General features: G+C 72.1%; 38 protein-coding genes. All 38 read left to right on the forward strand.

Annotation, left to right across the window (positions count from 1 at the left end; genetic code table 11):
* Positions 1-197 (forward strand): hypothetical protein (locus tag Aph01nite_RS36730; protein WP_204045685.1); only part of this gene is annotated, 197 nt, incomplete at its 5' end.
* 5 nt (positions 198-202) lie between these two features.
* Positions 203-376: a hypothetical protein gene (locus Aph01nite_RS36735; RefSeq protein WP_204045686.1), complete on the forward strand. Its 174-nt coding sequence runs from the start codon at positions 203-205 to the stop codon at positions 374-376.
* A complete protein-coding gene (locus Aph01nite_RS36740) occupies positions 373-1,386 on the forward strand; it encodes a hypothetical protein (RefSeq protein ID WP_204045687.1) in 1,014 nt (337 codons plus the stop codon). The genes Aph01nite_RS36735 and Aph01nite_RS36740 overlap by 4 nt, the downstream gene beginning before the upstream one ends.
* Positions 1,349-1,594 carry a hypothetical protein gene (locus Aph01nite_RS36745; RefSeq protein WP_204045688.1) on the forward strand — a complete coding sequence of 82 codons (246 nt, stop codon included), beginning with the start codon at positions 1,349-1,351 and terminating at the stop codon, positions 1,592-1,594. The genes Aph01nite_RS36740 and Aph01nite_RS36745 overlap by 38 nt, the downstream gene beginning before the upstream one ends.
* Before the next feature lie 87 nt (positions 1,595-1,681).
* Entirely contained in the window at positions 1,682-2,023 is a 342-nt protein-coding gene (locus tag Aph01nite_RS36750; protein ID WP_204045689.1) for a hypothetical protein, read from the forward strand.
* A 44-nt stretch (positions 2,024-2,067) separates the two neighbouring features.
* On the forward strand, positions 2,068-2,556 hold the full coding sequence (locus tag Aph01nite_RS36755; protein WP_204045690.1) for a hypothetical protein: 489 nt from the start codon (positions 2,068-2,070) through the stop codon (positions 2,554-2,556).
* The gene (locus tag Aph01nite_RS36760) at positions 2,553-2,891 is read left to right on the forward strand and encodes a hypothetical protein (RefSeq protein WP_204045691.1); all 339 of its coding nucleotides are present in this window, start codon (positions 2,553-2,555) and stop codon (positions 2,889-2,891) included. The genes Aph01nite_RS36755 and Aph01nite_RS36760 overlap by 4 nt, the downstream gene beginning before the upstream one ends.
* Positions 2,892-2,960: 69 nt before the next feature.
* Positions 2,961-3,710, forward strand: coding sequence for a hypothetical protein (locus Aph01nite_RS36765; protein WP_204045692.1), 750 nt, complete (start codon positions 2,961-2,963; stop codon positions 3,708-3,710).
* A 184-nt stretch (positions 3,711-3,894) separates the two neighbouring features.
* The gene (locus tag Aph01nite_RS36770; protein WP_204045693.1) at positions 3,895-4,170 is read left to right on the forward strand and encodes a hypothetical protein; all 276 of its coding nucleotides are present in this window, start codon (positions 3,895-3,897) and stop codon (positions 4,168-4,170) included.
* A gap of 3 nt (positions 4,171-4,173) precedes the next feature.
* The gene (locus tag Aph01nite_RS36775) at positions 4,174-4,566 is read left to right on the forward strand and encodes a hypothetical protein (protein ID WP_204045694.1); all 393 of its coding nucleotides are present in this window, start codon (positions 4,174-4,176) and stop codon (positions 4,564-4,566) included.
* A 79-nt stretch (positions 4,567-4,645) separates the two neighbouring features.
* A complete protein-coding gene (locus Aph01nite_RS36780; protein WP_204045695.1) occupies positions 4,646-6,001 on the forward strand; it encodes a hypothetical protein in 1,356 nt (451 codons plus the stop codon).
* Positions 5,998-6,300 (forward strand): hypothetical protein, encoded by a 303-nt coding sequence (locus Aph01nite_RS36785; RefSeq protein WP_204045696.1) that lies wholly within the window; start codon positions 5,998-6,000, stop codon positions 6,298-6,300. The genes Aph01nite_RS36780 and Aph01nite_RS36785 overlap by 4 nt, the downstream gene beginning before the upstream one ends.
* A 23-nt stretch (positions 6,301-6,323) precedes the next feature.
* Positions 6,324-6,857 (forward strand): hypothetical protein, encoded by a 534-nt coding sequence (locus Aph01nite_RS36790; RefSeq protein ID WP_204045697.1) that lies wholly within the window; start codon positions 6,324-6,326, stop codon positions 6,855-6,857.
* Between the two features lie 10 nt (positions 6,858-6,867).
* The gene (locus Aph01nite_RS36795) at positions 6,868-7,146 is read left to right on the forward strand and encodes a hypothetical protein (RefSeq protein ID WP_204045698.1); all 279 of its coding nucleotides are present in this window, start codon (positions 6,868-6,870) and stop codon (positions 7,144-7,146) included.
* Entirely contained in the window at positions 7,143-7,361 is a 219-nt protein-coding gene (locus Aph01nite_RS36800; RefSeq protein WP_204045699.1) for a hypothetical protein, read from the forward strand. The genes Aph01nite_RS36795 and Aph01nite_RS36800 overlap by 4 nt, the downstream gene beginning before the upstream one ends.
* Positions 7,362-7,431: 70 nt before the next feature.
* The gene (locus Aph01nite_RS36805; protein WP_204045700.1) at positions 7,432-7,677 is read left to right on the forward strand and encodes a hypothetical protein; all 246 of its coding nucleotides are present in this window, start codon (positions 7,432-7,434) and stop codon (positions 7,675-7,677) included.
* Positions 7,678-7,783: 106 nt separating this feature from the next.
* Positions 7,784-8,026, forward strand: a complete 243-nt coding sequence (locus Aph01nite_RS36810) for a hypothetical protein (protein WP_204045701.1) — start codon at positions 7,784-7,786, stop codon at positions 8,024-8,026.
* Complete coding sequence (locus Aph01nite_RS36815) at positions 7,971-9,473, forward strand: terminase large subunit domain-containing protein (RefSeq protein WP_204045702.1); 1,503 nt, start codon at positions 7,971-7,973, stop codon at positions 9,471-9,473. Before Aph01nite_RS36810 ends, Aph01nite_RS36815 begins: the two co-directional genes overlap by 56 nt.
* A gap of 11 nt (positions 9,474-9,484) precedes the next feature.
* Positions 9,485-10,702 (forward strand): phage portal protein, encoded by a 1,218-nt coding sequence (locus tag Aph01nite_RS36820; protein WP_204045703.1) that lies wholly within the window; start codon positions 9,485-9,487, stop codon positions 10,700-10,702.
* Complete coding sequence (locus Aph01nite_RS36825; RefSeq protein WP_204045704.1) at positions 10,699-11,367, forward strand: HK97 family phage prohead protease; 669 nt, start codon at positions 10,699-10,701, stop codon at positions 11,365-11,367. Before Aph01nite_RS36820 ends, Aph01nite_RS36825 begins: the two co-directional genes overlap by 4 nt.
* Positions 11,364-11,546, forward strand: coding sequence for a hypothetical protein (locus tag Aph01nite_RS36830; RefSeq protein ID WP_204045705.1), 183 nt, complete (start codon positions 11,364-11,366; stop codon positions 11,544-11,546). The genes Aph01nite_RS36825 and Aph01nite_RS36830 overlap by 4 nt, the downstream gene beginning before the upstream one ends.
* 133 nt (positions 11,547-11,679) lie before the next feature.
* Entirely contained in the window at positions 11,680-13,083 is a 1,404-nt protein-coding gene (locus Aph01nite_RS36835) for a hypothetical protein (protein ID WP_204045706.1), read from the forward strand.
* Between the two features lie 160 nt (positions 13,084-13,243).
* Complete coding sequence (locus tag Aph01nite_RS36840; protein ID WP_204045707.1) at positions 13,244-13,588, forward strand: hypothetical protein; 345 nt, start codon at positions 13,244-13,246, stop codon at positions 13,586-13,588.
* Positions 13,588-14,181 carry a hypothetical protein gene (locus Aph01nite_RS36845; RefSeq protein ID WP_204045708.1) on the forward strand — a complete coding sequence of 198 codons (594 nt, stop codon included), beginning with the start codon at positions 13,588-13,590 and terminating at the stop codon, positions 14,179-14,181. Before Aph01nite_RS36840 ends, Aph01nite_RS36845 begins: the two co-directional genes overlap by 1 nt.
* Position 14,182: 1 nt before the next feature.
* Complete coding sequence (locus tag Aph01nite_RS36850; RefSeq protein WP_204045709.1) at positions 14,183-14,611, forward strand: hypothetical protein; 429 nt, start codon at positions 14,183-14,185, stop codon at positions 14,609-14,611.
* A gap of 2 nt (positions 14,612-14,613) precedes the next feature.
* A complete protein-coding gene (locus tag Aph01nite_RS36855) occupies positions 14,614-15,357 on the forward strand; it encodes a hypothetical protein (RefSeq protein ID WP_204045710.1) in 744 nt (247 codons plus the stop codon).
* A gap of 24 nt (positions 15,358-15,381) precedes the next feature.
* On the forward strand, positions 15,382-15,798 hold the full coding sequence (locus tag Aph01nite_RS36860) for a hypothetical protein (protein ID WP_204045711.1): 417 nt from the start codon (positions 15,382-15,384) through the stop codon (positions 15,796-15,798).
* A 6-nt stretch (positions 15,799-15,804) separates the two neighbouring features.
* A complete protein-coding gene (locus Aph01nite_RS36865; protein WP_204045712.1) occupies positions 15,805-16,302 on the forward strand; it encodes a hypothetical protein in 498 nt (165 codons plus the stop codon).
* A gap of 13 nt (positions 16,303-16,315) precedes the next feature.
* On the forward strand, positions 16,316-16,759 hold the full coding sequence (locus Aph01nite_RS36870) for a hypothetical protein (RefSeq protein WP_204045713.1): 444 nt from the start codon (positions 16,316-16,318) through the stop codon (positions 16,757-16,759).
* 146 nt (positions 16,760-16,905) lie between these two features.
* Positions 16,906-18,792, forward strand: coding sequence for a phage tail tape measure protein (locus Aph01nite_RS36875; protein ID WP_204045714.1), 1,887 nt, complete (start codon positions 16,906-16,908; stop codon positions 18,790-18,792).
* Positions 18,785-20,056, forward strand: a complete 1,272-nt coding sequence (locus tag Aph01nite_RS36880) for a hypothetical protein (protein ID WP_204045715.1) — start codon at positions 18,785-18,787, stop codon at positions 20,054-20,056. Before Aph01nite_RS36875 ends, Aph01nite_RS36880 begins: the two co-directional genes overlap by 8 nt.
* 28 nt (positions 20,057-20,084) lie before the next feature.
* The gene (locus Aph01nite_RS36885; RefSeq protein WP_204045716.1) at positions 20,085-20,375 is read left to right on the forward strand and encodes a hypothetical protein; all 291 of its coding nucleotides are present in this window, start codon (positions 20,085-20,087) and stop codon (positions 20,373-20,375) included.
* A complete protein-coding gene (locus Aph01nite_RS36890) occupies positions 20,372-20,743 on the forward strand; it encodes a hypothetical protein (protein ID WP_204045717.1) in 372 nt (123 codons plus the stop codon). The genes Aph01nite_RS36885 and Aph01nite_RS36890 overlap by 4 nt, the downstream gene beginning before the upstream one ends.
* A gap of 9 nt (positions 20,744-20,752) precedes the next feature.
* Positions 20,753-21,265, forward strand: a complete 513-nt coding sequence (locus Aph01nite_RS36895) for a hypothetical protein (RefSeq protein ID WP_204045718.1) — start codon at positions 20,753-20,755, stop codon at positions 21,263-21,265.
* On the forward strand, positions 21,265-21,618 hold the full coding sequence (locus Aph01nite_RS36900; RefSeq protein WP_204045719.1) for a hypothetical protein: 354 nt from the start codon (positions 21,265-21,267) through the stop codon (positions 21,616-21,618). Before Aph01nite_RS36895 ends, Aph01nite_RS36900 begins: the two co-directional genes overlap by 1 nt.
* A gap of 152 nt (positions 21,619-21,770) precedes the next feature.
* Positions 21,771-22,577, forward strand: coding sequence for a peptidoglycan recognition protein family protein (locus Aph01nite_RS36905; RefSeq protein ID WP_204045720.1), 807 nt, complete (start codon positions 21,771-21,773; stop codon positions 22,575-22,577).
* A 3-nt stretch (positions 22,578-22,580) separates the two neighbouring features.
* Positions 22,581-23,015 carry a hypothetical protein gene (locus tag Aph01nite_RS36910; protein ID WP_204045721.1) on the forward strand — a complete coding sequence of 145 codons (435 nt, stop codon included), beginning with the start codon at positions 22,581-22,583 and terminating at the stop codon, positions 23,013-23,015.
* 52 nt (positions 23,016-23,067) lie between these two features.
* The coding region (locus Aph01nite_RS36915; protein WP_204045722.1) for a hypothetical protein at positions 23,068-23,286 on the forward strand (219 nt) is incomplete at its 3' end.

Raw genomic sequence — 23,286 nt, forward strand, 5'->3', positions numbered from 1 at the left:
CGGGCCCGTCCACCCAGGCCCGGGCCCAGGCGCCCCGCGCCAAGCTTCCGCAGGTCAGCCTGATCGGGACGCGCGAGCAGATCGAGTCCATGCGGGCCGCCGCCGAGCGCACGTACACCGTGGTGAGCAAGTCGAACCTCATCCCCCGGCGTGACGAGGCGGACCGGTACACGCTCTACCTCACGGTGCAGCTGTAGGCCCGATGATCCCGCTCTGCCTGGCCCTACTGGCCGGAGCGGGGATCGCCCTGGCGATCCTGAGCCGCCTGCTCTACCGCCGTGGCCGCGCCGATATCGCGGCCATGGCGGCGCCGCTCGCCGTCTTCTACCTGTTCTGGTTTGCCCGCGCTCTGCAGGTCGCCCTGGCGGCCGGATGAGCGCGCACGTCACCACGGGGGCTCCATTGACTCTCACCGGGACGTTCGTCCTGTCCTTCGGCGTGCTGGACATCTGGCATTCCGCCGTGCAGCACGTGAGCAACGCCGCGATCGGCCTGCTGCAGAAGTACCTCACTCGCCCGCCCTTGCCGGGAGTGCTCCGCGAGGACATGGCCGCCGCCTACGGCCTGACCATGCACGCGCTTCGCCGCGACAACCGCATCCTGACCGCGGCCGGTCTGCTGCTGCAGGCCCGCCGCCAGGTCGGCAAAGGCCTGTGGCAGCACCTGATCGTGGCCGTGTCCGAGCCCGCCCGGATGGTCGCCACGCACGAGGCGTGGGCGCTGCTGGACGCATCCCTCGCGGCCTCGCGGGCGACCGAGCGCGACGCGTCCCCGGCGGCCGAGCGGCTCGCACCCAGCGAGGATGCCGGATCGTCGCAGGTCACAACATATGCCGCAAAACGCGACATAGAACCAGTTAACAACAGTCCCGCGCGCATCACAGGCCACAGCCCCGCCACCGTGCTGAGCACCGTGGGCGAGCTGCGGGACCTCGCCAAGCTCCCGCCGTTACCGGCACCGAGGGACCAGGGGGATGTCTGGCTGACCCCTGGCCAGGTGCTCAGCCTGATGGTCCACTACCCGCCCCGGTACGGGGACCTGGCCCTGGGCCTGCTGGCCCGGGCCGGGCTGCCCTGGTACCTCGCGCCCCGGATCATGGCGCTGATGATCGCGGGCTACAGCACCGACCAGCTGGCCCGCACGCTGGCCAGCGTCCACGACGGGGAGCATCCGGCCTCGATCGCCCGCTGGCGGCTGGACCAGCTGCTGCTCGCGCCCGAACCCGATCACGCGCCGTGGGTCGCCCCGTCCACTGTCATCCGGGAGGCCGGCCCGGCCGATCCGGACCACCGCGCCCGCGTCGCCGCGGCCGCCCGAACAACCATGCTCCGCGCGAAGGGGAAACCGTATGAGCCTGCTCCACGCTCCTCGCTGGGAAGCCATTGAGCGCCTGGGCAACGTCGCCACCGAGCGGTGCACGCGCACCCGGCTGATCGTCGCGCCGGGCCCACTGCCGGACCCGGCCGACATCGCGCAGCTGGGCATGGCCGAGGCGCTCGCCTGGGCCTGGCCCGACCTGGCCGCCGACCGGGACTACCTGGACCGGCTGGCCGGGATCGCCCTGGACTTCATCCGGCCCGAGCTGGGTCGCTGATCGAACCCGCGTGCGAATAAGCGACTCGAAAGAGATGATGTTGGTGAAGGGAATTCACGCAGATGATTCGTGGGGGAGGTCCCCGCCATGATCCCTACCCGCCATGACCTGCAGCCCTGCCCGGCCCGATGCGGGCAGCAGATCCTTTGGACCCGCACCGCGCACGGCGCACGGCTCGCGGTCGAGGCCAAGCCCGACCCGACCGGCAACCAGGCCGTCATGAAGGACTCGCTGCAGCGGTGGGTCTCCCGCTCGATGGACGGCGCCGAGGCACCCGACCTGCACAGGGTCGAACACTTGTTCAGGCCGCACTTCATCAAGGGCGGTTGCCCGAAACTGCGGCCCGTCCAGCCCGAGCTGCCGGGCCTGCTCCCCGCCAACGTCGTGCCGTTCCGCCCCCCGACCGGGCGGCGCCGGGCCCGGCGCTGACCACCCTGACCAACCCTGCGAAACCCTGACGAACGGATGGACGCGTGACCCCCGACGAGATCCGGGAGCTGGAAGCCCGGCTGATGTGGCGGCCCGCCAGCCAGGTGCCGGCGGGCCCGGCCCTGCGCCTGATCAGCGCCTACAAGACCCTCGCCGATCAGCATGAGGACACGGTCCGCCAGCTGGCCGGCGCCACCGCGGTGGTCGGCCACATCCGCACCCTGACCGGCGGCGGCGGCCTGCCGGCCGAGTGGGCCCTGCCCTGGCAGCTGCGCGCCGAGCGGGCCGAGGGCGACCTGGCCGAACTCAAGGCCGTGCAGAGCGAGGCCGGTGTGGCCGCGCTCCGCGAGCGGGTCGACCGGGCCGAGCGCCGCCTGGCCGCGATCCTGGCCCACCGGCCGGGCTGGCAGCGGGAGCTTTCCTACGCCGCGCAGCGGGTCGAGCAGCGCGGGCTGCTGCACGATGAGAAGGCCGTGGCCATCCTCACCCAGGTGCTGGCCGCCGTGGACGCCGCGATGAGCGAGGGCGCGTGAAGTCCGCCGAACGGACCCTGCCCCCGCAACCGACCGGCGGGAAACAGCCGTGCAGCTACAGCTGCGGCCGGACCGCGCGCGGCTGGCGCTGGGTGCCGGCGGCGCGGGAGTGGCTGCCGGTGTGCGACTCCCACAGCGGCGGCCAGGTGGTCGCCGCCGCCGGCAACTACTACCCGGACTTCGCCACCAGCGTGCCCCGCCAGCCGCCGCCCGAGCAGCGTGATTCGATCACCTGCCCCCGCTGCGGCCGCACGTCCCACCACCCGGTCGACGTGGCCGAGGGCTACTGCGGCCACTGCCACGACTTCACCGGCCGCCCCTCCGGCGAGGGGTGATCACAACCTCGGCTTGATCAGCAAAAATGGTCACATGTTCGAGAACGTGGCCATCGTGCGCGGCGGCCGATGAGGCCCCCGCCCGACCGCGAGCCCGGCCCGCTCGCCGACCGCCTGGCCGCCGAGCTCGACGCGCTGACCGTGCTGTGGCCGGCGATCGTGGAGGCGCGGGTGCCCGGCTCGGCCCGCCGCACGCGGGCGGTCGAACTGTCGGTCCAGGCGCGGGAAGAACTGGACTGGCTGGCCCGCATGGAGCGGCACGAGCGGGCCGACGTGGCGCCCGGCGAGGCGCCCGTGCCGATCGAGCTGGACATCGTCGACCTGATGACCGACGTGCTGGCCGACGCCGTCATGCTGTACGACGCAGTCGCCGAGGCCGCGGGCGTCGCCGAGCCGCTCCCGCCGCCGAGTTCGGGCCTGGCCGACCCGCGCCCCTACCTCGGCGCGGCCGCCTTCCGCCTGGACCGGGTCGACCGGCAGACGCTGGCCTGGGCCGCCCCGATCCTGCGCGGGCTGACCGCCCGGGTGGCGCGTGCGCTGGCGCTGGCCGACGACGGCCAGGTGGTCGCCGCCGTCTGCCCCTGGTGCCATGGCCTGTCCCCGCAGTCCCCGACCGGCGGCGGCTACACCTGGAAGGTCCACGCCCTGCCCGGCGACCAGATCGCCATCTTGTGCTGGGGCCTGTGCGAGCCGCCGCTGCGCGATGTGGGCACCTGGTGGCGCGGCAAGCCGTGTTGGCCGATGCAGCAGTGGGCCTGGCTGGCCCGGCAGGCCGCCGCGGCCGAGCAGCGCCGGGCCCGTACCCGGCGGGCGTCCTGACCTGGCTTGACACCCGGCCTGTGGATAACTCATGATCGGGGCACATCACGCGTGTCCGAAACCCCGTTCGAGTAGCGGGGTTTCCGCGTTTCCCGGCCCCCTCGGCCGGCTTCACCAAACTTCGCGGGCGGGCGTTCTGAGGGTGCGCGCCTGTCCGCGATCAGCACGCCCCCCGGAGGTGCCAATGTCTCCCACCATCCATGTCTGGCTCGGGAACCGCCAAGCAGTGCAGGGCGAGGACCGGCAGGCCCTGCCCGGGAAGCGCTGCACCAGCGTGACCATCCGGCCCGACGCGTCGCTGCTGGAAGCCGCGAGCGAGATCACCTCACCGAACGGCGTGTGGGCCGCCCACTCCGACGCGGCCGCCCCGGCCTGGGTGGCCTCCACCGATCCCGCGCTCGCCGAGCTGCTCGCCGCCCACTATGGGTGCGAGCTGCGCGACCCGGACCCGGAGGCCTGAGCCATGATGACCAACGCGGGCCGCGACATGATCGCCGACAGCATCGGCAAGGCGAGCGGCCGCCCGGCCGTCGCCGAGTACATCGCGCTGTCGGCCAACGCCACCGCGCCCTCGGCCGCCAACACCACGCTGCCCGGCGAGATCACCACGGGCGGCGGCGGCCTGATCCGCTCGGCCGCCACCTACGCCCACACGGGCGGCGCCTCCACCTACACCCTCACCAAGACGTTCACGGCCAACGGCAGCGACGCCCTGCCGGTGACCATCGCCAAGATCGGCGTGCTCAACGCCGCGGCGAGCGGGACCCTGGTGCACGAGACGCTGCTCAACGCGACCGCGACGCTGTCCAGCAGCGGCGACCAGCTGACCGTGACCCAGACCGTGACCCTGTCCTGATCCGGATCGTTCCGGGCTGTTCCTGGGCCGTTCCGGATCGTTCCGGATCGATCCGGGACGCGAGCGGAGAGGGCTGATCGTGGGGCTGAACTACGTCTCGGGGAACACGGCCGGCGGGAACACGGCCAACCTCAACGTCGCGTGGCCGACCGGCCCGGACGCGCCGGCCGCGGGCGACGTGGCGATCATCTGGTGGTCCTCCTCCACCGGCAACACCGTCACCGACCCGGCCGGGTGGGCGCTGGAGGGCAGCCAGAACAGCGCGCAGGGCTCGCTGCGGCTGCGGTGCATCTCGCGCGTCTGCACCGGCAGCGAGTCCGGCAACATCGTCCTGGCGATGAACGGGACCAACCGGCAGAGCGCCGTTCTGGAGATCTACCGGGGCGCGCCGAGCACCGCGTACGTGAACGCGCTGACGTTCCGGCAGGAGTCCGCCACCGCGGTTTCGTCGCACGCTCACCCGGCGGTCACGCCGACCGTCGACGGCTGCAGCATCCTGTCGGCGATCGGCGAGCGCCAGTCGACCGGGTCCACCTCGGTTAGCCCGCCGTCCGGCTACACCGAACGCGGCGATACTCTCACCCTGGCCAACGGCAGCGGCGGGACGATCACCGAGGCCGCCGACGACGGCCTGGCCGTCGTCAACACGATCAACGTCGCGGTCACCCCGCCGAACTCGGTCTGCTCGGCCAGCAGCTCGGGCGTGGTCACGGCTTCGCTGGCCCTGGTCGCCGCGAGCGGCGGCGGAGGCCCTGCGACCGGCGACGCCGCCGACAGCCTGACCGTGGCCGACACGGCCGCCGGCGCGCTGACCGCCGCACGAACCGCCGGCGACACCGCCACCGTCGCCGACGCCGCGGCCGCCTCGGCGACCCAGGCCCGGGCCGCCGCGGACTCGCTGACGGTCGCCGACACCGCGGCCAGTACGGTGCCGCTGGACAGGGCCGCCGCCGATGCGCTCACCGTCGCCGACGCCGCGGCGGGTCTGGTCACCTGGGGACGCAACGCCGGCGACGCCCTGGCCGTCGCCGACGCCGCCGTGCGAACCCTCACCACCGGCCGGGCCGTCGGCGACACGCTGACGGCCGCCGATGTCGCCGCCCGGGCCACCGCGGCCGCCCGGGCCGCCACCGACGCCGTTTCGGTCGCCGACAGCGCGGAGGCCACCAACGCCATCCCGGCCGCGGCCGCCGACACCCTCACCGTGACCGACACGGCCATCCGCGGCCCGCTCGCCCTGGCCCGCACCGCCGCCGACGCCCTGGCCGTCACGGACACCGCCAGCAACGGCGCCGCGACGGCCGAACCCGTCCAGGTGGTTCTCGGCGAGCCCCGCGGCCGCGACCACGGATTCGGCCGGCCCCGCGGACGTGACCACGGCCTGGGAGAGCCCCGCGGCCACCCGTACGGCTTCGGCCGGCCCCGCAGGAGGTGATCGGCATGCACCTGGCGGCCACCGCCACCGACGACGTCCTTATCCCGGCCGGGCCCGACCTGGTCGCCCTGCCCGTCAAGGTCGCTTTCATCGCGGCCGACGAGCACCGGGAACCGGCCGCCGAGGAGTACCACACCGCCGGGTGGGAGGGCAGCTTCATCGTGATCACGGTGGGGCCTGGCTCCACCGTGGGCGCCCTGGCCCCGGCCGTCTACGACATCTGGGTGCGGATCACCGACACCCCGCCCCGTACGCCGACCGAGCGCGTCGGCACCCTCACCATCGGCCCCGGCCTGTGATGGCCACCCCACCAGGAGAGCGTATGCAGACCAGCACCACACCCGCCCAGGCGAGCGACGCCGCGGCGTACGGCCCGGGCCATCCCGTCCTGGTCGCCGACGCGATGCAGTGGGGGCCTTGGCACTCGCAGGAGTGGGGGGCGTGGCTGGCCGAGCACGAGGTGGACGCCGGCAGCACCTACCTGTTCACCATCCACCAGGTGGACGAGCAGCTGGTGATGATCGTGCACCAGTACGCGCCGGACCCGCAGGGCCGGATGGTCGTCGACCCCGATACCGGCGACACCGCCCGCAAGCCGCCCTTCAAGGTGGCGATCCAAGCCCTGCCACCCCTGGACTGCCATGACGTCGTCGTACGGGCCGACTCGCAGATCGTGGGCACCGACGAGAACGGATGGGTCGTACGGAGGCCCACGGGCGTGATCGAGTTCTCGTGCAGCTGCGGGATCACCGGGCGCGGCCCGCGCGAGGAGACCATGCCCCAGGCGAACCTGCACTGGGAACGCACGATCGCCGCGCGCGGCATGGTCAACGGCGCCCGCCCCTCACCGCGATGAGGAGGCGCTGATGGCCGACATCCCCAAGACCGAGATGCTCGTCAACCTCGTCTATGGGTCGGCGACCGTGCGGCCCGGGCACACGCTGGTGGTTGGCTGCAACCTCCACGCCACCCTCGGCGAGGTCAAGGGCATCACGCGGCAGCTGGCCGAGGAGCTGCCCGGCGTACGCGTCGTAGTGGTACCGGGCCTGATCCCGGTCGCCGTCTACGAGCCCGACGAGCCGTACGAGCCCGGCGAGCCCGACGCGTCCGGCGAGCTGCTCACGTTCGACCGGACCCGGCTATGAGGGCCGCGAGCCAGGCCTGGCACACCAGTACGCCCGCCGGTCCCGTCGTCGCCGGCGAGGTCCTCGAATCGCGGCACACCCCGCTCTGGGTCGCCGAGGCGCGCGACGCGATCGGAGAGGACCTGGACCGCCGCCTGCAGCTGCACGCCTGGTGCGCCTTCCGCGGCATGCTCGCCAGACCCTCCGACTTCCGCCTCGGCGGAAGCGCGGCATAGCCCCCCGGGGGTGGTCATGGGCACAGCTCGGCATAGGGGGGGTCGCCCCTACCGCAGGGCCCGGCGCCAGATGTTCCTGATCTACGGCAGGGTGTGCTGGATCTGCGGGCACGAGGGGGCAGGGCAGGCCGACCACCTGGTGCCCATCTCGATCGACGAAGACCAGCCCATCGACCCGCACGCCATGCGCCCGGCCCACGGATCCAGCGCCCCGTGCCCGGTGTGCAAGGGCCGCGATGGATCACCTCGCAAGTGCAACCAGGAGCGAGGCAACCGGCCGGTGCCGACCCCGCTGAAGACCTCGCAGGAGTGGTGATCGCTCCGCGCGCCGCGGCCGCCCCAGTTTTTTAGCCGGCGGGCCCGGTCGACCCCGCGCCCAGCATTCCGCATCTCTCTCCCCGCGCGAATTCCCGGAGGTGATCATGGCGCGTCGCATCTCCACCGTCGTCGGCGAGGGCGACCGGCGGGCATCGCTGGAAGCCATCCGCGACAAGCTCGCCCGCGAGCTGCAGGCCGCGATCGGCAAGGACGCGGCGACCCTCGCCAAGCAGCTGCGCGAGACGCTCGCCGAACTCGAATCCCTGCCGGGCGGGAAGGAGGTGAGCGCCGTTGACGAGATCGCCGAACGGCGGACGCGTCGGATCGCAGACGCCGCGGGTCAGTAACTGGCCGGACTACGTCAGCAGCGCCGCCCCCGAGGTAATCGACCTAGCCGCCTCAGCCGGGCTGATCCTGGACCGGTGGCAGAAGTTCGTGCTGACCCACGGGCTCGGCGAACTCCCGGGCGGCCGGTGGGCGGCCACCAAGTGCTCGTGCTGGGTGCCGCGCCAGAACGGCAAGGGCGGCATCATCGAGGCCCTCGAATTGGGCTGGCTGTTCCTGCTCGGCGAGAAGCTCATCCTGCACAGCGCCCACGAGTACAAGACGGCGCAGGAGGCATACCTGCGGATCAAGGGCCTGTGCGAGGAGACCCCCGACCTAGACCGGCGGGTGAACCGGTACTGGCAGGCCAACGGCGAGCAGGGCATCGAGCTGACCAAGCGCGCCGGCGGCGCCCGGCTGCGGTTCGTGGCCCGCTCGGGTAAGAGCGGCCGCGGCTTCTCCGGGGACAAGAACGTGCTCGATGAGGCCCAGGAGCTGACCGCGCTGCAGCGCGCCGCGATGATGCCCACGCTCAGCGCCCGGCCCAACCCGCAGGAGTGGTTCTTCGGCACCCCGCCCAACGACCCGGGCGCGTGGGCGTACGAGCTGCGCGCGGACGGCGAGGACGGCGCCGACCGCCTCGCGCATTTCGACTGGGGCGCCGACGTCGACCTGTCCGACCCGGCCGCAGTGGCGGCCGCCGTCGCCGACGTCGATCTGCGGTACGCCACCAACCCCTCGCTGGGGATCCGGATCACGCCCGAGTTCGTCGCCGATGAGGCCAAGCCGTCCGGCCTCGGCCCCATCAGCTTCTGCATGGAGCGGCTCGGCGCCTGGAAGCCCCGCCCCTCCAAAGGGCCGGCCGTGCTGGACGTGGACGCGTGGGAGCAGCTGGTCGACACCGAGTCCAAGCGCGCCGGCGACGTCGCGTTCGCCGTGGACATCACCCCGTCGCGGGACTTCGCCTGCATCGTGGTCTACGGGCTGCGCGAGGACGGCCTGGGCCATGTCGAGATCGCCGACATGCGGCCCGGGACTGACTGGGTCGTCGACCGCCTGGTGGTGCTGAACGAGCGGTGGGATCCGGTGGCCATCGGCCTGGACACCAAGGGCCCGGCCGGGTCGCTGCTGGAGCCGCTGAAGAAAGTGGGGATCGTCCCGCCGGAGGACCCCGAGAAGCCCAAGCGGGGGAACCTGGCGATCCCGACCGCGCAGGATGTGGCGGCCGCGTGCGGCCAGTTCGCGGACGCGGTCAAGCAGGGCACGCTGCGCCACATCGGCCAGGAGCAGTTCACCGAGGCCATCCGCGGCGTGAAGACCCGGCCGCTGGGTGATGCGTGGGCGTGGGGCCGGCGCGTCTCCTCGTGCAACATCTCCCCGCTGACGGGCGGGACGACCGCGCGGTGGGCCTTCGAGACCCGGGCCCACCTGGTGGTCGACGACTACGACGTGGCCGACTCGTTCGGATGAGGGAGAGGCGCATGGGTGTGTGGTCGAGGCTGACCGCGCTGGCCAAGCTGTTCCGTACGGCAAGCGTGATGAGCGCCGAGGACCTGCTGGCCGCCAGCCGCGGACTGCGGACCGGGTCCCGGGCGGTGGTCACCAACGACACCGCGATGCGGCACAGCGCCGTATGGGCATGCCTGCGGCTGCGGGCCGACCTGCTGTCCACGATGCCGGTCGACGTGTACCGGGTGATCAACGGCGTACAGGCCGAGGTACCCAAGCCGCCCGTCCTGGTGTCCCCCGGCGGCCAGCAGGTCGGCATGCAGGAGTGGCTGTACTCCACCCAGGTCGATTTGGATCGCGCCGGCAACGCGTTCGGTCTGATCACCGAGCGGTCCGGAGTGATCGGCCCGGACGGGCGAGGCCTGCCCGCGCGGATCGACCTGCTGTCCCTGGCAGACATCACCGTGCGCGCCAAGGGCGCCACGATCACCAAGTACATCGTTGCCGGGACGCCGTACGACCCGTGGGAGATCTGGCACGAGAAGCAGTTCACCCTGGCTGGCTTCCCGTTCGGTCTGTCGCCCGTGGCGTACGCGGCGTGGAGCATCGAGGAGAGCCTCAACGCCCAGCAGTTCGCCCGGGACTGGTTCGCCGGCGGCGCGATCCCGCTGGCCGAGCTGAAGAACACCGCCAAGAAGATCAACAAGGCGGAGGCCCAGGTCGCCAAGGACCACTTCAAGGCCGCGGTGCAGACCGGCGACCTGTTCGTGCACGGCAACGACTGGGAGTTCAAACCGATCCAAGCCGTGGCCGCGCAGACCGCGTTCATTGAGGCGCGCGAGTTCACACTGACCGAGATCGCCCGATTCTTCGGATGCCCCAGCGACATGATCGACGCCGCGGTCTCCGGCGGCAGCATCACCTACGCGAGCATCACGCAGCGGAATCTCCAGTTCCTGATCATGAACCTGGGGCCCGCGGTGAGCCGGCGCGAGCAGGCCCTGTCCCGCGGCCTGGTCCCCGGCCCCCGCTTCGTGAAGCTCAACCGGGGCGCGCTGCTGTCCATGGACCCGGAGGCCCGCGCCAGAACCCTGCAGACGCGGATCAACTCCCGGACCCTCACCCCGAACGAAGCCAGGGCGCTGGACGACCTGCCACCCCTGACCGAGGAGCAGCTGGCCGAGTTCGACCGCGTATTCGGGGCTGCCCGCACCACGCCCGCCACCGCGACATCGGGAGCGACATCATGACCCTGATCACCCGCGCCGCCGCGGCGGCCGCCCGCGCCCAGCACGTACGCCAGCGCGCCGACCGGCCTTCGCATCGCCGCTCGGCCGAGGCCGCCGGATCCCGCGCGGTCGCCCGCGTCCCGGCCACCCTGGCCCTGCGCGAGTCCCCGTCCGGCGGCGGCCTGCTGGAGTTCACCGGCCACGCCTCGGTCTACGAGGCCGGCTACGAAATGTGGGACTGGTACGGGCCGTACACCGAGATCGTGTCGTTCGGCGCGGCCGCCGAGTCGCTGGCCCGCGCCGACCTGGACGTGCCGCTGGTGCTGGCCCACGACCAGCTGCGCCGGATCGCCCGCACCACGACCGGGTCGCTGATCCTGGCCGAGGACGACACCGGTCTGTCGGTGCGCGCTCCCGAGCTGGACCCGACCGACCACGACGTGGCCTACATCGCCCCCAAGCTGCGGGCCGGGCTGATCGATGAGATGTCGTTCGCGTTCCGGCTCGAACAAGGGCAGTGGAGCCCGGACTACACCGAGTACCGGATCACCCGGGTGGACATCCACCGCGGCGACGTCGCGATCGTCGGGTACGGCGCCAACCCGCACACCGACGCCGGGATGCGCTCGGCGCCGCCAGCGACCAGCCGCGCCCGCGCCCTGCTGGAACACGCGCTCGCCCGATGAGCACGCCCGCCGTCCCGCCCGCCGTGGCGGCCGCGGTGCAGGCCGCCGTGACGGCCGAGCGTGCCGCGATCGTCGCCGGCATCCGGCACTACTTCGCGCCCGCCGAAGACGCCCTCTGGGACGACGTGCGCATTCTGTGCGACCGCATCACCCGGGGCGAATACTCGCCCCGCCCCTGACCACCCGCCCCGCGCGGGTTGCACTGCCCCGCTCTGCGCGCACGAGACCGCCCGGCGCTCACGCCTCGGACGGCCGTCTGACCTGGACACGGGCGTCTGGATCAACCGTCGACAGAGTAAGGAGAACCGAGCTATGACGCTCGCCGAGATGATCGCCAACGCCCGCCGGGCGCTGGCCACCGCCATCGCCACCCGCACCCAGGCGCAGGACGCGCTGATGGCGCTGCGCTCCGACCCGAACCTGACCGAGGAGGCCGTGGCCGAGCGCGCCGCCGCGCGCGACGCGGCCGACGCCGAGGTCACCCGCCGGCAGCAGGAGCTGGAGGGCCTGGAGGCCGAGCAGCGGCGGGAGGAGGAGATCGCCGCCCTGGCCGCGCGGTCGACCGAGACCGGCGCGCGGCCGCCGGCCTATGACCGGGTGGCCCGGGTCGGCGCCGAGGAGCGCACCTACCGGCCCGACCTGGACCGGCGCGGCGCCCGCTTCCAGAACGACGTGGTCGCCGCGTTCATGGGCGACTACGCCGCGCGTGACCGGCTCGCGCGGCACATGCAGGAGGAGCAGGTCGAGCGCGCCGAGCAGCTGCAGGGGCAGCAGCAGCGCGCGGTCGGTACCGGCCAGTTCACCGGCCTCGTCATCCCCCAGTACCTGACCGACATGTACGCGCCGCTGGCGCGCACGGCGAGGCCGTTCGCCGACGCGTGCCGGCCGCACATCCTGCCGGCCCAGGGCATGACGGTGGAGATCTCCCGGATCACCACCGGATCCAGCGCCGACAACCAGGCGGCCGAGAACGACGCGGCCAGCGAGACCAACATGGACGACACCGTCCTGTCGGTCCCGGTGCGCACCGCCGCCGGTCAGCAGACCGTATCCCGGCAGGCGACCGAGCGCGGCGCGGGCGTGGAGGACGTCGTCCTGGGCGACCTGTTCCGCGCGTACGCCTCGCGGCTGGACAGCACGATGATCAACGTGGCGTCGGTCGGCCTGACCAACGCGGCAACCGCGGTCACCTACACCGACGCCAGCCCGACCACGGCCGAGCTGTACCCGCGGGTGATCGAGGCCCTGTCCGGCGTGGAGGGCGCGCTGCTGGACCAGGCCTCCGGCGACAACCTCGCGGTCATGCACTCGCGCCGCTGGTACTGGATGCAGAACGCGATGGGCACCAGCTACCCGCTGATCACGCAGCCCGGCGTGGTCGCCCAGACCCTCGGCGCGAACTACGCCGAGACCTACGGGCGGGGCGTGCGCGGCATCCTGCCCAACGGCACCCCGGTGATCGTCGACAACAACATCGCGGTCAACCTCGGCGCCGGGACCAACGAAGACGAGATCTACACGGTGGACCGGCAGGAGTGCCACCTGTGGGAGGACCCCGACGCGCCGGTCTACATCCGCGCCGAGCAGGCCAAGGCCGCCAACCTCGGCATCCTCCTGGTGGTGTACGGCTTCTACGCCTTCACCTTCCAGCGGCAGCCGCACGCCCGGAAGATCGCCGGCACCGGCCTGGTCACGCCGACCTTCACGGGTGCCTGATCCAGCCGCCAGGACCCGCCGGGTGCGGCGGGTCCTGGCCCTGCCCCCGAAACAGCCCTACTGCGAGTGGTGCTACAACGCCACCCCCGGCTGGCCGTGCGTGTGCACCCGGCCGTGCCACCGCGATTGCGAGGCGAATCAGCCAGTGAGTGAGGAACCGATGAGCGAACCGCAGACCGAAGACACGATGATCGCGGGCCTGCTGCGCGAGCGCGACGGCTACCGGCAGCGCGGCATGGCCGAGCGCGTCGCCCTGGTCGACGAGCAGCTCGCGCTGCGCGGCTGGACCGGCCCCGACCCGGCGGCCGCGGACCCTGGCCCGGCCGGGCCGCCCGCGCCTTCGGTGCAGCCGCCGGTCCAGCCGAACGGGGGCCCGGGCGACCAGGCGCCGACGCCCCCGGCCGAACCGCCCGCCGGTGACGGCGCGGGCGACGGCGCGGGCGACCAGGCGCAGGCCTCGGCCAAGCCGCGCGGGCGGCGGACGCCGGGCAGGGCAACGGCCTGATGCTCCACGACGAGTACGCCGATCTGGAGATCGTCCGCAAGGACCTGCAGATCACCGACACCGAGCGGGACGTGCTGATCTCCCGGGCGATCACCGCGGCGTGCCGGAAGATCGACGACGAGACCGGCCGGCGGTTCTACCTCGATGAGGTTGCCTCGGCGAGGACGTTCCGGACGCGCGGTCGCGTGCTCATCGATGAGGACGGCCAGACACTCCTGGTCGACGACATCGGCGACGTCGGCGACCTGGTGGTGGAGACCGGGCGCGGCAACACCTGGACGGCCGTGACGGGCTACGAGCTGGCGCCGGAGAACGCGCTCGCCCAGGGCAAGCCCGTCACCGGACTGCTGCTGGCGAGCGGTAGCTGGCCGACCGGCACCGGCCGGGTCCGCATCACCACCCGGTGGGGCTGGCCCGTCAAACCGGCCACCATCCAGCAGGCCGCGCACCTGCAGGCGATGCGGCTGTACCGGCGCAGTTCCTCCCCGGAGGGCGTGGCCGGCTCGGCCGAGTGGGGGCTGATCCGGTTGCCGCACCTGGACCCGGACGTGCGCGCGATGGTCGGCCCGTACGAGCTGCCCGGGATGGCCTGACGTGGAGCCGGGTGAGATCCGCAAGGCGCTCGCCGACGCGGTCCGTACGCCGATCCCGTCGCTGAACTGTTTCGGCTTCGTGCCCGACGTGGTCCCACCGCCGGCGTTCTACGCGGGCGAGGTGGAGATCGACTTCGACAAGACGTTCGGCCGAGGCATGGACGAGATCCAGGTCACCTGCCGGCTGCTGGTCTCCCGCGCCGACGACCGGTCCGGGCAGGCCCTGCTGGACAAGTACCTCGCCGGGTCCGGCGAGTACAGCGTCAAAGCCGCGCTGATGGCGGCCCGGGGCGCGCCGGGCGAGCCCGCGCTGGGAGGCCTGGCCGATGACCTGCACCTGCGGCGCGTGCAGGGCTACCGGCTCTACCAGGTCGGCGAGGTCCAGTTCTACGGCGCCGAACTCATCGTCCACGTCTACGGAAGGGGCTGACCATGGCGGGGTTCGTCCTGCTCAACTGCCGGCTGTTCACGGGCGGCGCCGACCTGACCGGCCAGTCCAACAAGATCGAACTCTCCTGCGAGCTGGAGGAGAAGCCGACCACCAACTACGCCTCCGAAGGGTGGAAAGAGGTGATCGGCTCCCTGTTCGCCACCAAGATCTCCGGCGCCGGGCAGTGGCAGGCCGGCGACCCGGGCCAGGTCGACGACGCCACCTGGGCCGAGCTGACCGGCCGCACCCGCCACCCCTGGACCGTCTGCCCCGAATCGGCCGACGTCGGCGAGCTGGCCTACTTCACCGACGTGCTGCGCGGCAGCTACAAGCTCGGCGAGGGCGTCGGCGAAGTCGCCCCATGGGAGTCGTCCGGCAGCGGCAGCGCGCCGCTGCTGCGCGGCACCGCGGCCCACCCGCCGGGCACTCCCCGCACCGCCACCGGGACCGGGACCGGGCTCAACCTCGGCGCCCTGGCCGAGGGACAGCGCATGTTCGCCGCCCTGCACGTGCTGTCCATCGCCGGCACCGACACCCCGACCATCACCGCCCGGGTGGAGTCCGACGCCGACAACACCTGGGCCACGCCGACCACCCGGGCCACGTTCGCGGCCGCCACCGTACGCGGCGGCCAGTTCATCGCGTCGACGGCCGGGCCGGTGACCGACACGTGGTGGCGGATCGCCTGGACCATCACCGGCACCGCCCCGTCATTCCTGTTCGCCGCCGCCCTCGGCATCGCCTGATCCACCCGAACGAGGAGGTCCCTCATGCCCACGATGGTGCTGCTCGCCGCTCACCTGACCATCGCCGCCAATGATCTGTCCGACCGCTGCAGCAAGATCGAGCTGACGGCGGAGGTGGAGGAGAAGGAAGTCACCACCTACGCCTCGCTCGGCTGGAAGGAAGTCACGGGCGGACTCGCGTCCGGCGCCCTGGCGCTGGGCCTGAAGAACGACTACGCGGCCGCCGAACTCGACTCGATCATGTGGGCGCTGTTCCTCACCCGCACCCCGCAGGACTTCGCCGTCCGCGCCAGCAACGCCGCCGCCAGCGCGAACAACCCCGAGTACAGCGGCAAGATCCTGATCAAGGAGTGGAAGCCGATCAACGGCGCGGTCGGCGACGTCGCCGAGCTGGACGTCACCTACCCCACCTCCGGCGTGATCGACCGGGCCGTCGCGTAGGCCGCTGTGATCGAACTCTCGGCAGACCAGCAGGCCCTGCAGGCGCTGGCCCGCGCCCTCGGCCGCGAGGCGGACGGCAAGAAACTGCGCCGGGACCTGGCCAAGGAGCTGCGCCAGGCGCTGCAGCCCGCGGTCGGCGAGATCAAGGCCGGCCTGATGTCGATCGGGTCCGGCGGCCTGCCGGCGGACGGCGAGCCGCTGCGCCCCGCCGTCGCCCGCAAGATCAAGGCCGAGGCCCGGCTGTCCGGCCGGCAGACCGGCGCTCGGGTGCGGGCCCGCCGTACCGAAGCGGTGCGCGGGTTCCGGCACGCGCCCAAGCGGCTCAACAGCGCGAAGGGCTGGCGGCGGCCGGTGTTCGGCACCGGCCTGTGGGTGGTCCAGCTGGGCAAGCCGGGCTACTTCGACGACCCGTTAGAGCGGCGGCGCGGCGAGTTCCGCACCGCGGTGCACAAGGCCATGGAAGACGCGGCCGCCAGGATCGCGGCCAGCACGCAACGACGATAAGGAGAGCGCCCCCATGTACATCACGTACACCCCCGAAGAGACCGGCCAGGCCCAGCGCTGGACGTTCGACCCGACGAAGATCCGCGCCAGCGAGGCCGAGATCATCGAGAAGCGGTACGGGCAGAACTGGGACGCCTGGCAGGCCGCCGTGCAGTCGGGGAACATGCGCGCCCGCCGGGTGCTGCTGTGGCACCTGCTCAAGCGCGAGCACCTCAGCTTGCGCTGGGAGGACACGCCGGACTTCCTGGCCGGCGAGGTCCTGGTGGAGCACAGCGTCGCCGAGCTGCAGGCGATCCGCGACCGGGTGGCCAAGGCCAACCTGCCCGACGACCAGCGCGAGCAGATCTTCACCGCCCTGGACGCGGAGATCACCGACGCCATGGCCAAGGCCGAGGCGCGCGACGAGGAGCCGGAGGGAAAAGCCCCCTCCAAGAGCGCCGCGAGCGCTACGCCCTAGTCATCTCCGAAGTCCTCCACATCCGCCCGTGGGAGCAGCGCGACCTGCTGACCGCGGAGGAGCTGGAGCGCGCCTGCGACTACATCGACGAGCTGAACCGCAAGGCCGAGGCCGCGGCCCAGGCCAGCAAACGGGGGAGGTGAGCGGTGTCCGATACGTCCCTGGTGTTCAACATCCTGGCCCGCGACCAGGCGTCGGCGACCTTCGACAAGATCAAGGGGCACGCCGCCGTCGCGGGCGTGGCGATCGGCGCCGCCCTGGCCGCCGGCGTCGGCCAGGCGCTGGAGAGGTCCAAGTCGGACGCGCTGCTGGCCGCCCAGCTCGGCGCCGGGCCCGCGATGGCCGCCACCCTCGGCGAGGCCTCCGGCCGCCTCTACAGCCGCGGCGTGGTCGACTCGATCGAGACCGGCAACGCCGCCATCCGGGGCGCGATCCAGAACGGCCTGGTCGCGCCGGACGCCAGCGCGAAGGCGATCGACGACGTGGCCGCCAAGATCGCCAACCTGGGTGCGGTCATGGAAGAGGACGCCGGGCGGGTCTCGGCCGCGGTCTCCCAGATGCTGCGCACCGGCATCGCCGGCAGCGCCGAGGAGGCCTTCGACCTGCTGCAGGCCGCCACCCAGAAGGGCCTCAACAAGAGCCAGGACCTGCTGGACACCGTCAACGAGTACGGCACGCAGTTCCGGTCCATGGGCCTGTCCGGGCAGCAGGCCCTGGGCCTGATCTCCCAGGCCATGCAGGCCGGCGCCCGCGACTCGGACGTGGTCGCCGACACGATCAAGGAATTCGCGATCGAGGCCGTGGCGGGCGGGGAACGGGTCCGCGCCGGCTTCACCGCGGTCGGCCTGTCCGCGCAGGACATGGTCGACAAGTTCGCCGCCGGCGGCCCGACCGCGGCCGCCGCTTTCGGCACCGTGCTGGAACGGCTGCGCGGGATCAAGGACCCGGCCGACCGGAACGCCGCGGCGATCGCTCTGTTCGGCACCAAGGCCGAGGACATGGCCGGCGCGCTGTCGGCCATGAACCTGTCGACCGCGACGGCCGCTCTCGGCTCGGTCGGCGGGGCGGCCGACCGGGCCGGGCAGTCCCTCGAACAGTCCGCCGGCGCCAAGGTCGAGGCCCTGCGCCGCGGCCTGGAAGAGGGACTCGTCACGGCGCTGGCCGCCACGGCCGGGTGGATCGAGCAGAACTCCGGCCTGGTGCAGACCCTGGGCATCGTGCTGGGCCCGCTGGTGGCCATCGTGCTGGTCATCGTGGCCGCCACCAAGGTGTGGACGGTCGTCCAGACCGCCCTCAACGTGGCCATGATGGCCAACCCCATCGGGCTGATCATCATCGCCATCGTCGCCCTGGTCGCGATCGTCGTGCTGGCCTGGAACAAGAGCGAGACGTTCCGCAACATCGTGACCAGCGCGTGGCAGGCCGTCTGGGACAAGATCAAAGCCGTGGGGGCCTGGTTCTCCGACACGCTGTGGCCCGCGATCAAGAGCGTGTGGGACAGCATCGGCAACGGGGCCGGGGCGGTGTGGACCACCCTCAAGGGCTGGTGGGACAAGATCATCGACTTCTTCACCTCCATCCCGGGCCGCATCTCCAAGGTCGCGAGCGGCATGTGGGACGGGATCAAGGACGCGTTCAAGTCGGCGATCAACTGGCTGATCGAGAAGTGGAACAACTTCTCGATCTCCATCCCGGCCATCGACATCCCGGGCATCGGCCGGGTGGGCGGCTTCTCGCTGGACACGCCGAACATCCCGCTGCTGGCCGAGGGCGGCATCATCCAGCGGTCCGGCCTGGCCATCGTCGGCGAGCGCGGCCCCGAGCTGCTGAGCCTGCAGGCCGGCGCGAAGGTGTCCCCGCTGCGCGATGAGCCGGTCATGGCCCCGGCCGGGCGCGGGGGCGTCACCCAGATCATCTACGCCACGATCCAGGTCCCGCCGACCGCCGATAAGGGCTCGGTCGGGCGCGAGCTGAACGAGGCCCTGGCCGCCTACCGGCGCGGCGGCGGAAGGCTGGCCAGCAACGATGACTGATCCCATCATCAGCGCCGAGATGTCCTTCCCGGCCGGCGCGGCCATCGGCACGATCATGACGCTGGACGACCCCGCGCGCGGCAAACTCGACACCGCCACGCTGGCGGCGCCGGAAGTGTGGGTCGACGTCACGCCATGGCTCAGATCCTTCAAGATCAAGCGGGGGGTCAGCCGGGCAACCTCGCCGATCCTGCGCTACGAGCCGGGCAAGGCCTCCCTGGTCCTGGACAACCGCGACCGGCGGTTCGACCCGGAGAACCTGGACGGCCCGTACGTGGCGGCCGGGATCACCCAGGTGACCCCCATGCGGGCCGTCCGCATCCGGGCGACCTGGGACGGCATCACCTATGACCTGTTCCGCGGCTACATCGACGACTGGGACATCACCTGGGAGGACCCCGACAGTCAGGCCGTGGCGCTGTGCACCGACGCGTTCAAGGTGCTGGCCAAGGCCGACCGTGAGGCGCTGCTGTCCCCGGTGGGCGCCGGCGAGATGTCCGGCGCGCGGATCCACCGCATTCTCGACGGAATCGACTGGCCCGCCACCGACCGGATCATCGGTGTCGGGAACGTCACCGTCCAGGAGACCAGCCTGGGCGGCAAAGCTCTTGAGGAACTGCAGCTCACCTCCGACAGCGACATCGGCGAGCTGTACATCGACGGCGCCGGACGGGTCGTCTTCCGCGGACGGTTCGCCTCCGTACTGGAGGACCGCAGCAACCTGCCCCAGGGCGTGTTCGGCGACCTGCCCGGCGAGCTGCCCTACAAGTACGACGGCCTGAAGAACCGCTATTCGGACGAGCAGCTGGTCAACCTGGCCCGCATCGGCCGCGTGGGCGGCACCGTACAGGTCGTCCAGGATGCCGCATCCATCGAACGCTTTCTCGAACAACCGTATGAGAAGACGAACCTGATCATGGAGTCCGACAGCGACGCGCTCGGCTACGCGGCCTGGATCGTCTCCATCTCCCGCGATCCGGAACTCCACTTCGACTCCATGATCATCGAGCCGCCGCACTCGCCGGACCTGCTCTACCCCCACGCGCTGGGCCGCGAGATCGGCGACCGCATCACTGTGATCCGCCGGCCCCCCGGCGGGGGCGACCCGATCGAGCGGGATGTGTGGATCCGCGGCATGGAGCACGAGTGGAAGCCCAAGGACTGGCGGACCACCTGGGCGTTCCAGTCGGCCAGCAAGACCGTTCACCTGCTGGTTCTGGACGATCCCGACCTGGGCCAGCTCGACAACACCGCCCTGGCCTGACGGCCCGCCAACAGCCCCGGAGGACCTCATGCACATCTACAAGCACGGCTTCCCGGCGAGCGTGCCACGCCAAACCGCCATCGAGCAGGCCAGCGCGGCCGCGCTGGCGCTGGCGGCCGAGGACCCCACCCTGGACGGCTCGATCATCTCGGCCGACATCCTCGAAACCGACGCTCACCGTGAGGCCGGGGAGTACCTGGTGCGGGTCGTGCTCGGCCCCGACGACCGGCCGGTGGCCGACCCGCTGGAGGCGCGGCGGGCCGAGCTGCTCGCCGAGCTGGCCGAGCTGGAACAGCGCATGACCGGCACGTCCGCGTGAGCGGTCAGCCGGTGCATGACTGCTCGCTCGACACCCATCCGGCCATCCCCGACCCGGCCGGCGGCTGGCGGCTACCGGCGCCGGGCGAGCGCGTGCTCTACCGGAGTGAGTGCCTGCAGCCGCCCGAACCGGCCGTGGTGACCGTGGTCGAGATCGACCTGTCCGACCCGAACGTGTGGGGCGAGGAATGCGTGGCCGAGACCGTCCCGGGACACCAGTGCGCGCCCGGCTGCCCCGTCCGGCCGGTGCCGCTGCCCAGTCCCAACCCGAACGTGCAGGTCCGCACCGACAGCGGATTCTGCGTCGTCACCCGTCAGATCCGCCGGACCGGCTCGCCCGGATGGGCCTGGCCCGATCACCCCGCATAGGAGGCAGGCGTGGCCTTTAAGACGTGGACGGTCGGCGAGGTTTTAGCCTCGGCAGACCTCAACCGGTACGCGGTCCAGCAGAACCACGTGATCAAAGCGGCCGACGAGTCGGTCGCGTCCAGCACGGTCATGCAGAACGATGACCACCTGCTGCTGCCGGTGGCGGCCAACACCCGCTACCTGGTGGACTCCCTGGTCAAGTACTTCGGCGAGGACCTCGCCGACATGAAGTTCGGGTGGACCGCCCCCGCCGGCGCAACCCTGGACTGGTACAGCGACGCCTACTGGACCGGCACATCCGACTCCGGAAAGGTGATGCGCGAGGTGCGCACGCTGGCCCAGACACAGTCGTGCGGCTGCTCGGGGGCAAGCTTCACCTTCGCGGCGGCTCTGCGTGGCACCCTGAACGTCGGGGGCACCGCCGGCAACCTGCAGCTGCAGTGGGCCCAGGTCACCTCGAACGGCACCGCGAACCAGGTCCTGACCGGGTCGCTGCTGCGGGTCACCAGGCTGGTCCCGTAATGGACCACGCCGAGCTGCCCGCCGAGGTCCGCCTGGTCCCGGTCACCGACCCCGGGATGGCGGCCGCCGTGACCGGCCTGGCCACGGGAGTCTCCGACGTCCGGCGCCTGGTCGAGGTCGGTTTCACGCGCACCGATGGCCAGCTGCTGCTGGTGATCCAGCGGCTCGACCACTCCGACCAGCGGCACGCCCAGCTGGAGGGCCGGGTCGACAAGATCGACCAGGCGCGCGAGGGCTACGTCACCAAGGCCGAGGCCGAGGCCGCGCGCAAACGGCTGCTGACCATCATCGGGCTGATGCTCACCGCGGCCACCGTGCTGCTCGGCCTGGCCGCCCTGCTCACCCGCACCTGACCGCGCACCTGTCCGATCTATCCGCTGCCGGCGCCGCGGCGGTCGCGGCCTCGGAATCGGACCTCCGGGGGGATAGCCGCCCAACGGTCCGCGCGAGTCATCCCACCTCTGCGCGCCCCAGCGGGGGCCGAACGAGACACCAGGAGGCCCTCATGCCGTGGTTGACCCAGCTGGCCAAGGTCGCCAAACGCACCGACTATCCCGTGGTCGAGGTCCCGGGATGGCGGACCCGCGGGCACGGCCCGGTCATCGCCGTGCGCGGGATCGTCTGCCATCACACCGCCGGCCCGGCCGGGAGCGGCGACTACCCCTCGCTCGGCGTGGTCCGCAACGGGCGGAAGGATCTGGCCGGGCCGCTGTCGCAGTACGGCCTGGGCCGGTCCGGCCGCATCTACGTGATCGCCGCGGGCCGGGCCTGGCACAACGCGCCGACCACGTCGGCCAACCACGGCAACGCGCTCAGCATCGGCATTGAGGCCGAAAACGACGGGTCTCAGCCGTGGCCGGCCGTACAGGTGGACGCCTACCACCAGCTCGTCGCCGAGCTGTGCCGGGAGTTCGAGCTGCCGGCGGCCGCCGCCAAGGGCCACCGCGAGGTCAACGCGAGCAAGCCCGATCCGCACTCGATCAGCATGGGCGCCTTCCGTACGGCCGTCGCCCGGCTGCTCGCCGAGGGCGAGGCCGGCGAGCCGCTGCCGATGCGGGACGGATTCCCCCTCTTCCAGCGCGACCTGCGCCAGACCTCGCCGCCCAAGCCGCTGATGGAGGGCGCCGACGTCGGCGCCTGGCAGGAGGCCGCCCGCCGGCACGTGCGCGGCCTGGCGGTCGACGAGCTGTACGGCCCGCGGTCAGCGGCCGCGTGCCGTCAGATCCAGATCGCCGCGGGCATCCCCGCCACCGCCGTGGTGGACGAGGAGACCTGGGTGGTCACCCATGTATGGAACCCCCGAGAGGACTGAACCATGATCATGAAGCGGATCGGCGCGGCGCTGGCCGCACTTCTGCTGGTCACAGCGCTGCTGCTGGTGGCCACCGCGGTCACTCCCGCCCGCGCCTCCACCGCGGCCGCCGACCCGGCGATAGCCGCCGCCCAGGCCGTGGCCACCGCCACGGCGGCCGCCGACCTGGTCGCCATCGCCGACTGCGTCAACGAGCGCACCGGCCTCAAGCGCACCCTGGAGAAGGGCAACCTGCCCAAGTCCCGATGGGGCAAGTGCCGCGACACCGAGACCAAGGTCATCCACCCGGTCGGGTCCGCCAGGACCATCGTGTGGAAGTGGCCGGACCGTACCGAGACCTGCAACCGCTCGGCCACGACCGACGACGTGTGGACCTACTCCTGCACCGTGAAGCCGGCGGCCAGCCCGTCGCCCACGACCACCGCCCCCGCCAGCTGACCGCCGGGGGCCGGCGGATCCCGGTTTTCCGCCCTGATTTGAGGGAGTGATCATGTCGCTGTCCAACGCCAACAAGAAGACCATCCGGACCATCCTGCAGACCGGCACCGGCCTGGCCGTCGCGCTGCCCGCCATCGTGGCGGCCGCCGGCATCCCGGAGGCGCTGCCGTGGGTGGCCGGCGCCCTGGCCGTCGCCGGCGGCCTGGCCCGGGTGATGGCGCTGCCCGCCGTCCAGAAGCTGCTGCCGTCGTGGCTGCGCACCGATATCCCG

This window comes from Acrocarpospora phusangensis (assembly GCF_016862995.1).
In the GTDB taxonomy this organism is placed as follows: Bacteria; Actinomycetota; Actinomycetes; order Streptosporangiales; family Streptosporangiaceae; genus Acrocarpospora; species Acrocarpospora phusangensis.

Excerpts from the sequence above, each read along its gene's own strand:
- Aph01nite_RS36820 (WP_204045703.1), top strand. The coding sequence starts at position 9,485 with ATGGGTGTGTGGTCGAGGCTGACCGCGCTGGCCAAGCTGTTCCGTACG.
- Aph01nite_RS36740 (WP_204045687.1), top strand. The coding sequence starts at position 373 with ATGAGCGCGCACGTCACCACGGGGGCTCCATTGACTCTCACCGGGACG.
- Aph01nite_RS36770 (WP_204045693.1), top strand. The coding sequence starts at position 3,895 with ATGTCTCCCACCATCCATGTCTGGCTCGGGAACCGCCAAGCAGTGCAG.
- Aph01nite_RS36855 (WP_204045710.1), top strand. The coding sequence starts at position 14,614 with ATGGCGGGGTTCGTCCTGCTCAACTGCCGGCTGTTCACGGGCGGCGCC.
- Aph01nite_RS36860 (WP_204045711.1), top strand. The coding sequence starts at position 15,382 with ATGCCCACGATGGTGCTGCTCGCCGCTCACCTGACCATCGCCGCCAAT.
- Aph01nite_RS36840 (WP_204045707.1), top strand. The coding sequence starts at position 13,244 with ATGAGCGAACCGCAGACCGAAGACACGATGATCGCGGGCCTGCTGCGC.
- Aph01nite_RS36800 (WP_204045699.1), top strand. The coding sequence starts at position 7,143 with ATGAGGGCCGCGAGCCAGGCCTGGCACACCAGTACGCCCGCCGGTCCC.
- Aph01nite_RS36765 (WP_204045692.1), top strand. The coding sequence starts at position 2,961 with ATGAGGCCCCCGCCCGACCGCGAGCCCGGCCCGCTCGCCGACCGCCTG.
- Aph01nite_RS36735 (WP_204045686.1), top strand. The coding sequence starts at position 203 with ATGATCCCGCTCTGCCTGGCCCTACTGGCCGGAGCGGGGATCGCCCTG.
- Aph01nite_RS36910 (WP_204045721.1), top strand. The coding sequence starts at position 22,581 with ATGATCATGAAGCGGATCGGCGCGGCGCTGGCCGCACTTCTGCTGGTC.
- Aph01nite_RS36870 (WP_204045713.1), top strand. The coding sequence starts at position 16,316 with ATGTACATCACGTACACCCCCGAAGAGACCGGCCAGGCCCAGCGCTGG.
- Aph01nite_RS36900 (WP_204045719.1), top strand. The coding sequence starts at position 21,265 with ATGGACCACGCCGAGCTGCCCGCCGAGGTCCGCCTGGTCCCGGTCACC.
- Aph01nite_RS36835 (WP_204045706.1), top strand. The coding sequence starts at position 11,680 with ATGACGCTCGCCGAGATGATCGCCAACGCCCGCCGGGCGCTGGCCACC.
- Aph01nite_RS36745 (WP_204045688.1), top strand. The coding sequence starts at position 1,349 with ATGAGCCTGCTCCACGCTCCTCGCTGGGAAGCCATTGAGCGCCTGGGC.
- Aph01nite_RS36845 (WP_204045708.1), top strand. The coding sequence starts at position 13,588 with ATGCTCCACGACGAGTACGCCGATCTGGAGATCGTCCGCAAGGACCTG.
- Aph01nite_RS36750 (WP_204045689.1), top strand. The coding sequence starts at position 1,682 with ATGATCCCTACCCGCCATGACCTGCAGCCCTGCCCGGCCCGATGCGGG.
- Aph01nite_RS36880 (WP_204045715.1), top strand. The coding sequence starts at position 18,785 with ATGACTGATCCCATCATCAGCGCCGAGATGTCCTTCCCGGCCGGCGCG.
- Aph01nite_RS36905 (WP_204045720.1), top strand. The coding sequence starts at position 21,771 with ATGCCGTGGTTGACCCAGCTGGCCAAGGTCGCCAAACGCACCGACTAT.
- Aph01nite_RS36830 (WP_204045705.1), top strand. The coding sequence starts at position 11,364 with ATGAGCACGCCCGCCGTCCCGCCCGCCGTGGCGGCCGCGGTGCAGGCC.
- Aph01nite_RS36805 (WP_204045700.1), top strand. The coding sequence starts at position 7,432 with ATGTTCCTGATCTACGGCAGGGTGTGCTGGATCTGCGGGCACGAGGGG.
- Aph01nite_RS36790 (WP_204045697.1), top strand. The coding sequence starts at position 6,324 with ATGCAGACCAGCACCACACCCGCCCAGGCGAGCGACGCCGCGGCGTAC.
- Aph01nite_RS36885 (WP_204045716.1), top strand. The coding sequence starts at position 20,085 with ATGCACATCTACAAGCACGGCTTCCCGGCGAGCGTGCCACGCCAAACC.
- Aph01nite_RS36825 (WP_204045704.1), top strand. The coding sequence starts at position 10,699 with ATGACCCTGATCACCCGCGCCGCCGCGGCGGCCGCCCGCGCCCAGCAC.
- Aph01nite_RS36795 (WP_204045698.1), top strand. The coding sequence starts at position 6,868 with ATGGCCGACATCCCCAAGACCGAGATGCTCGTCAACCTCGTCTATGGG.
- Aph01nite_RS36810 (WP_204045701.1), top strand. The coding sequence starts at position 7,784 with ATGGCGCGTCGCATCTCCACCGTCGTCGGCGAGGGCGACCGGCGGGCA.
- Aph01nite_RS36775 (WP_204045694.1), top strand. The coding sequence starts at position 4,174 with ATGATGACCAACGCGGGCCGCGACATGATCGCCGACAGCATCGGCAAG.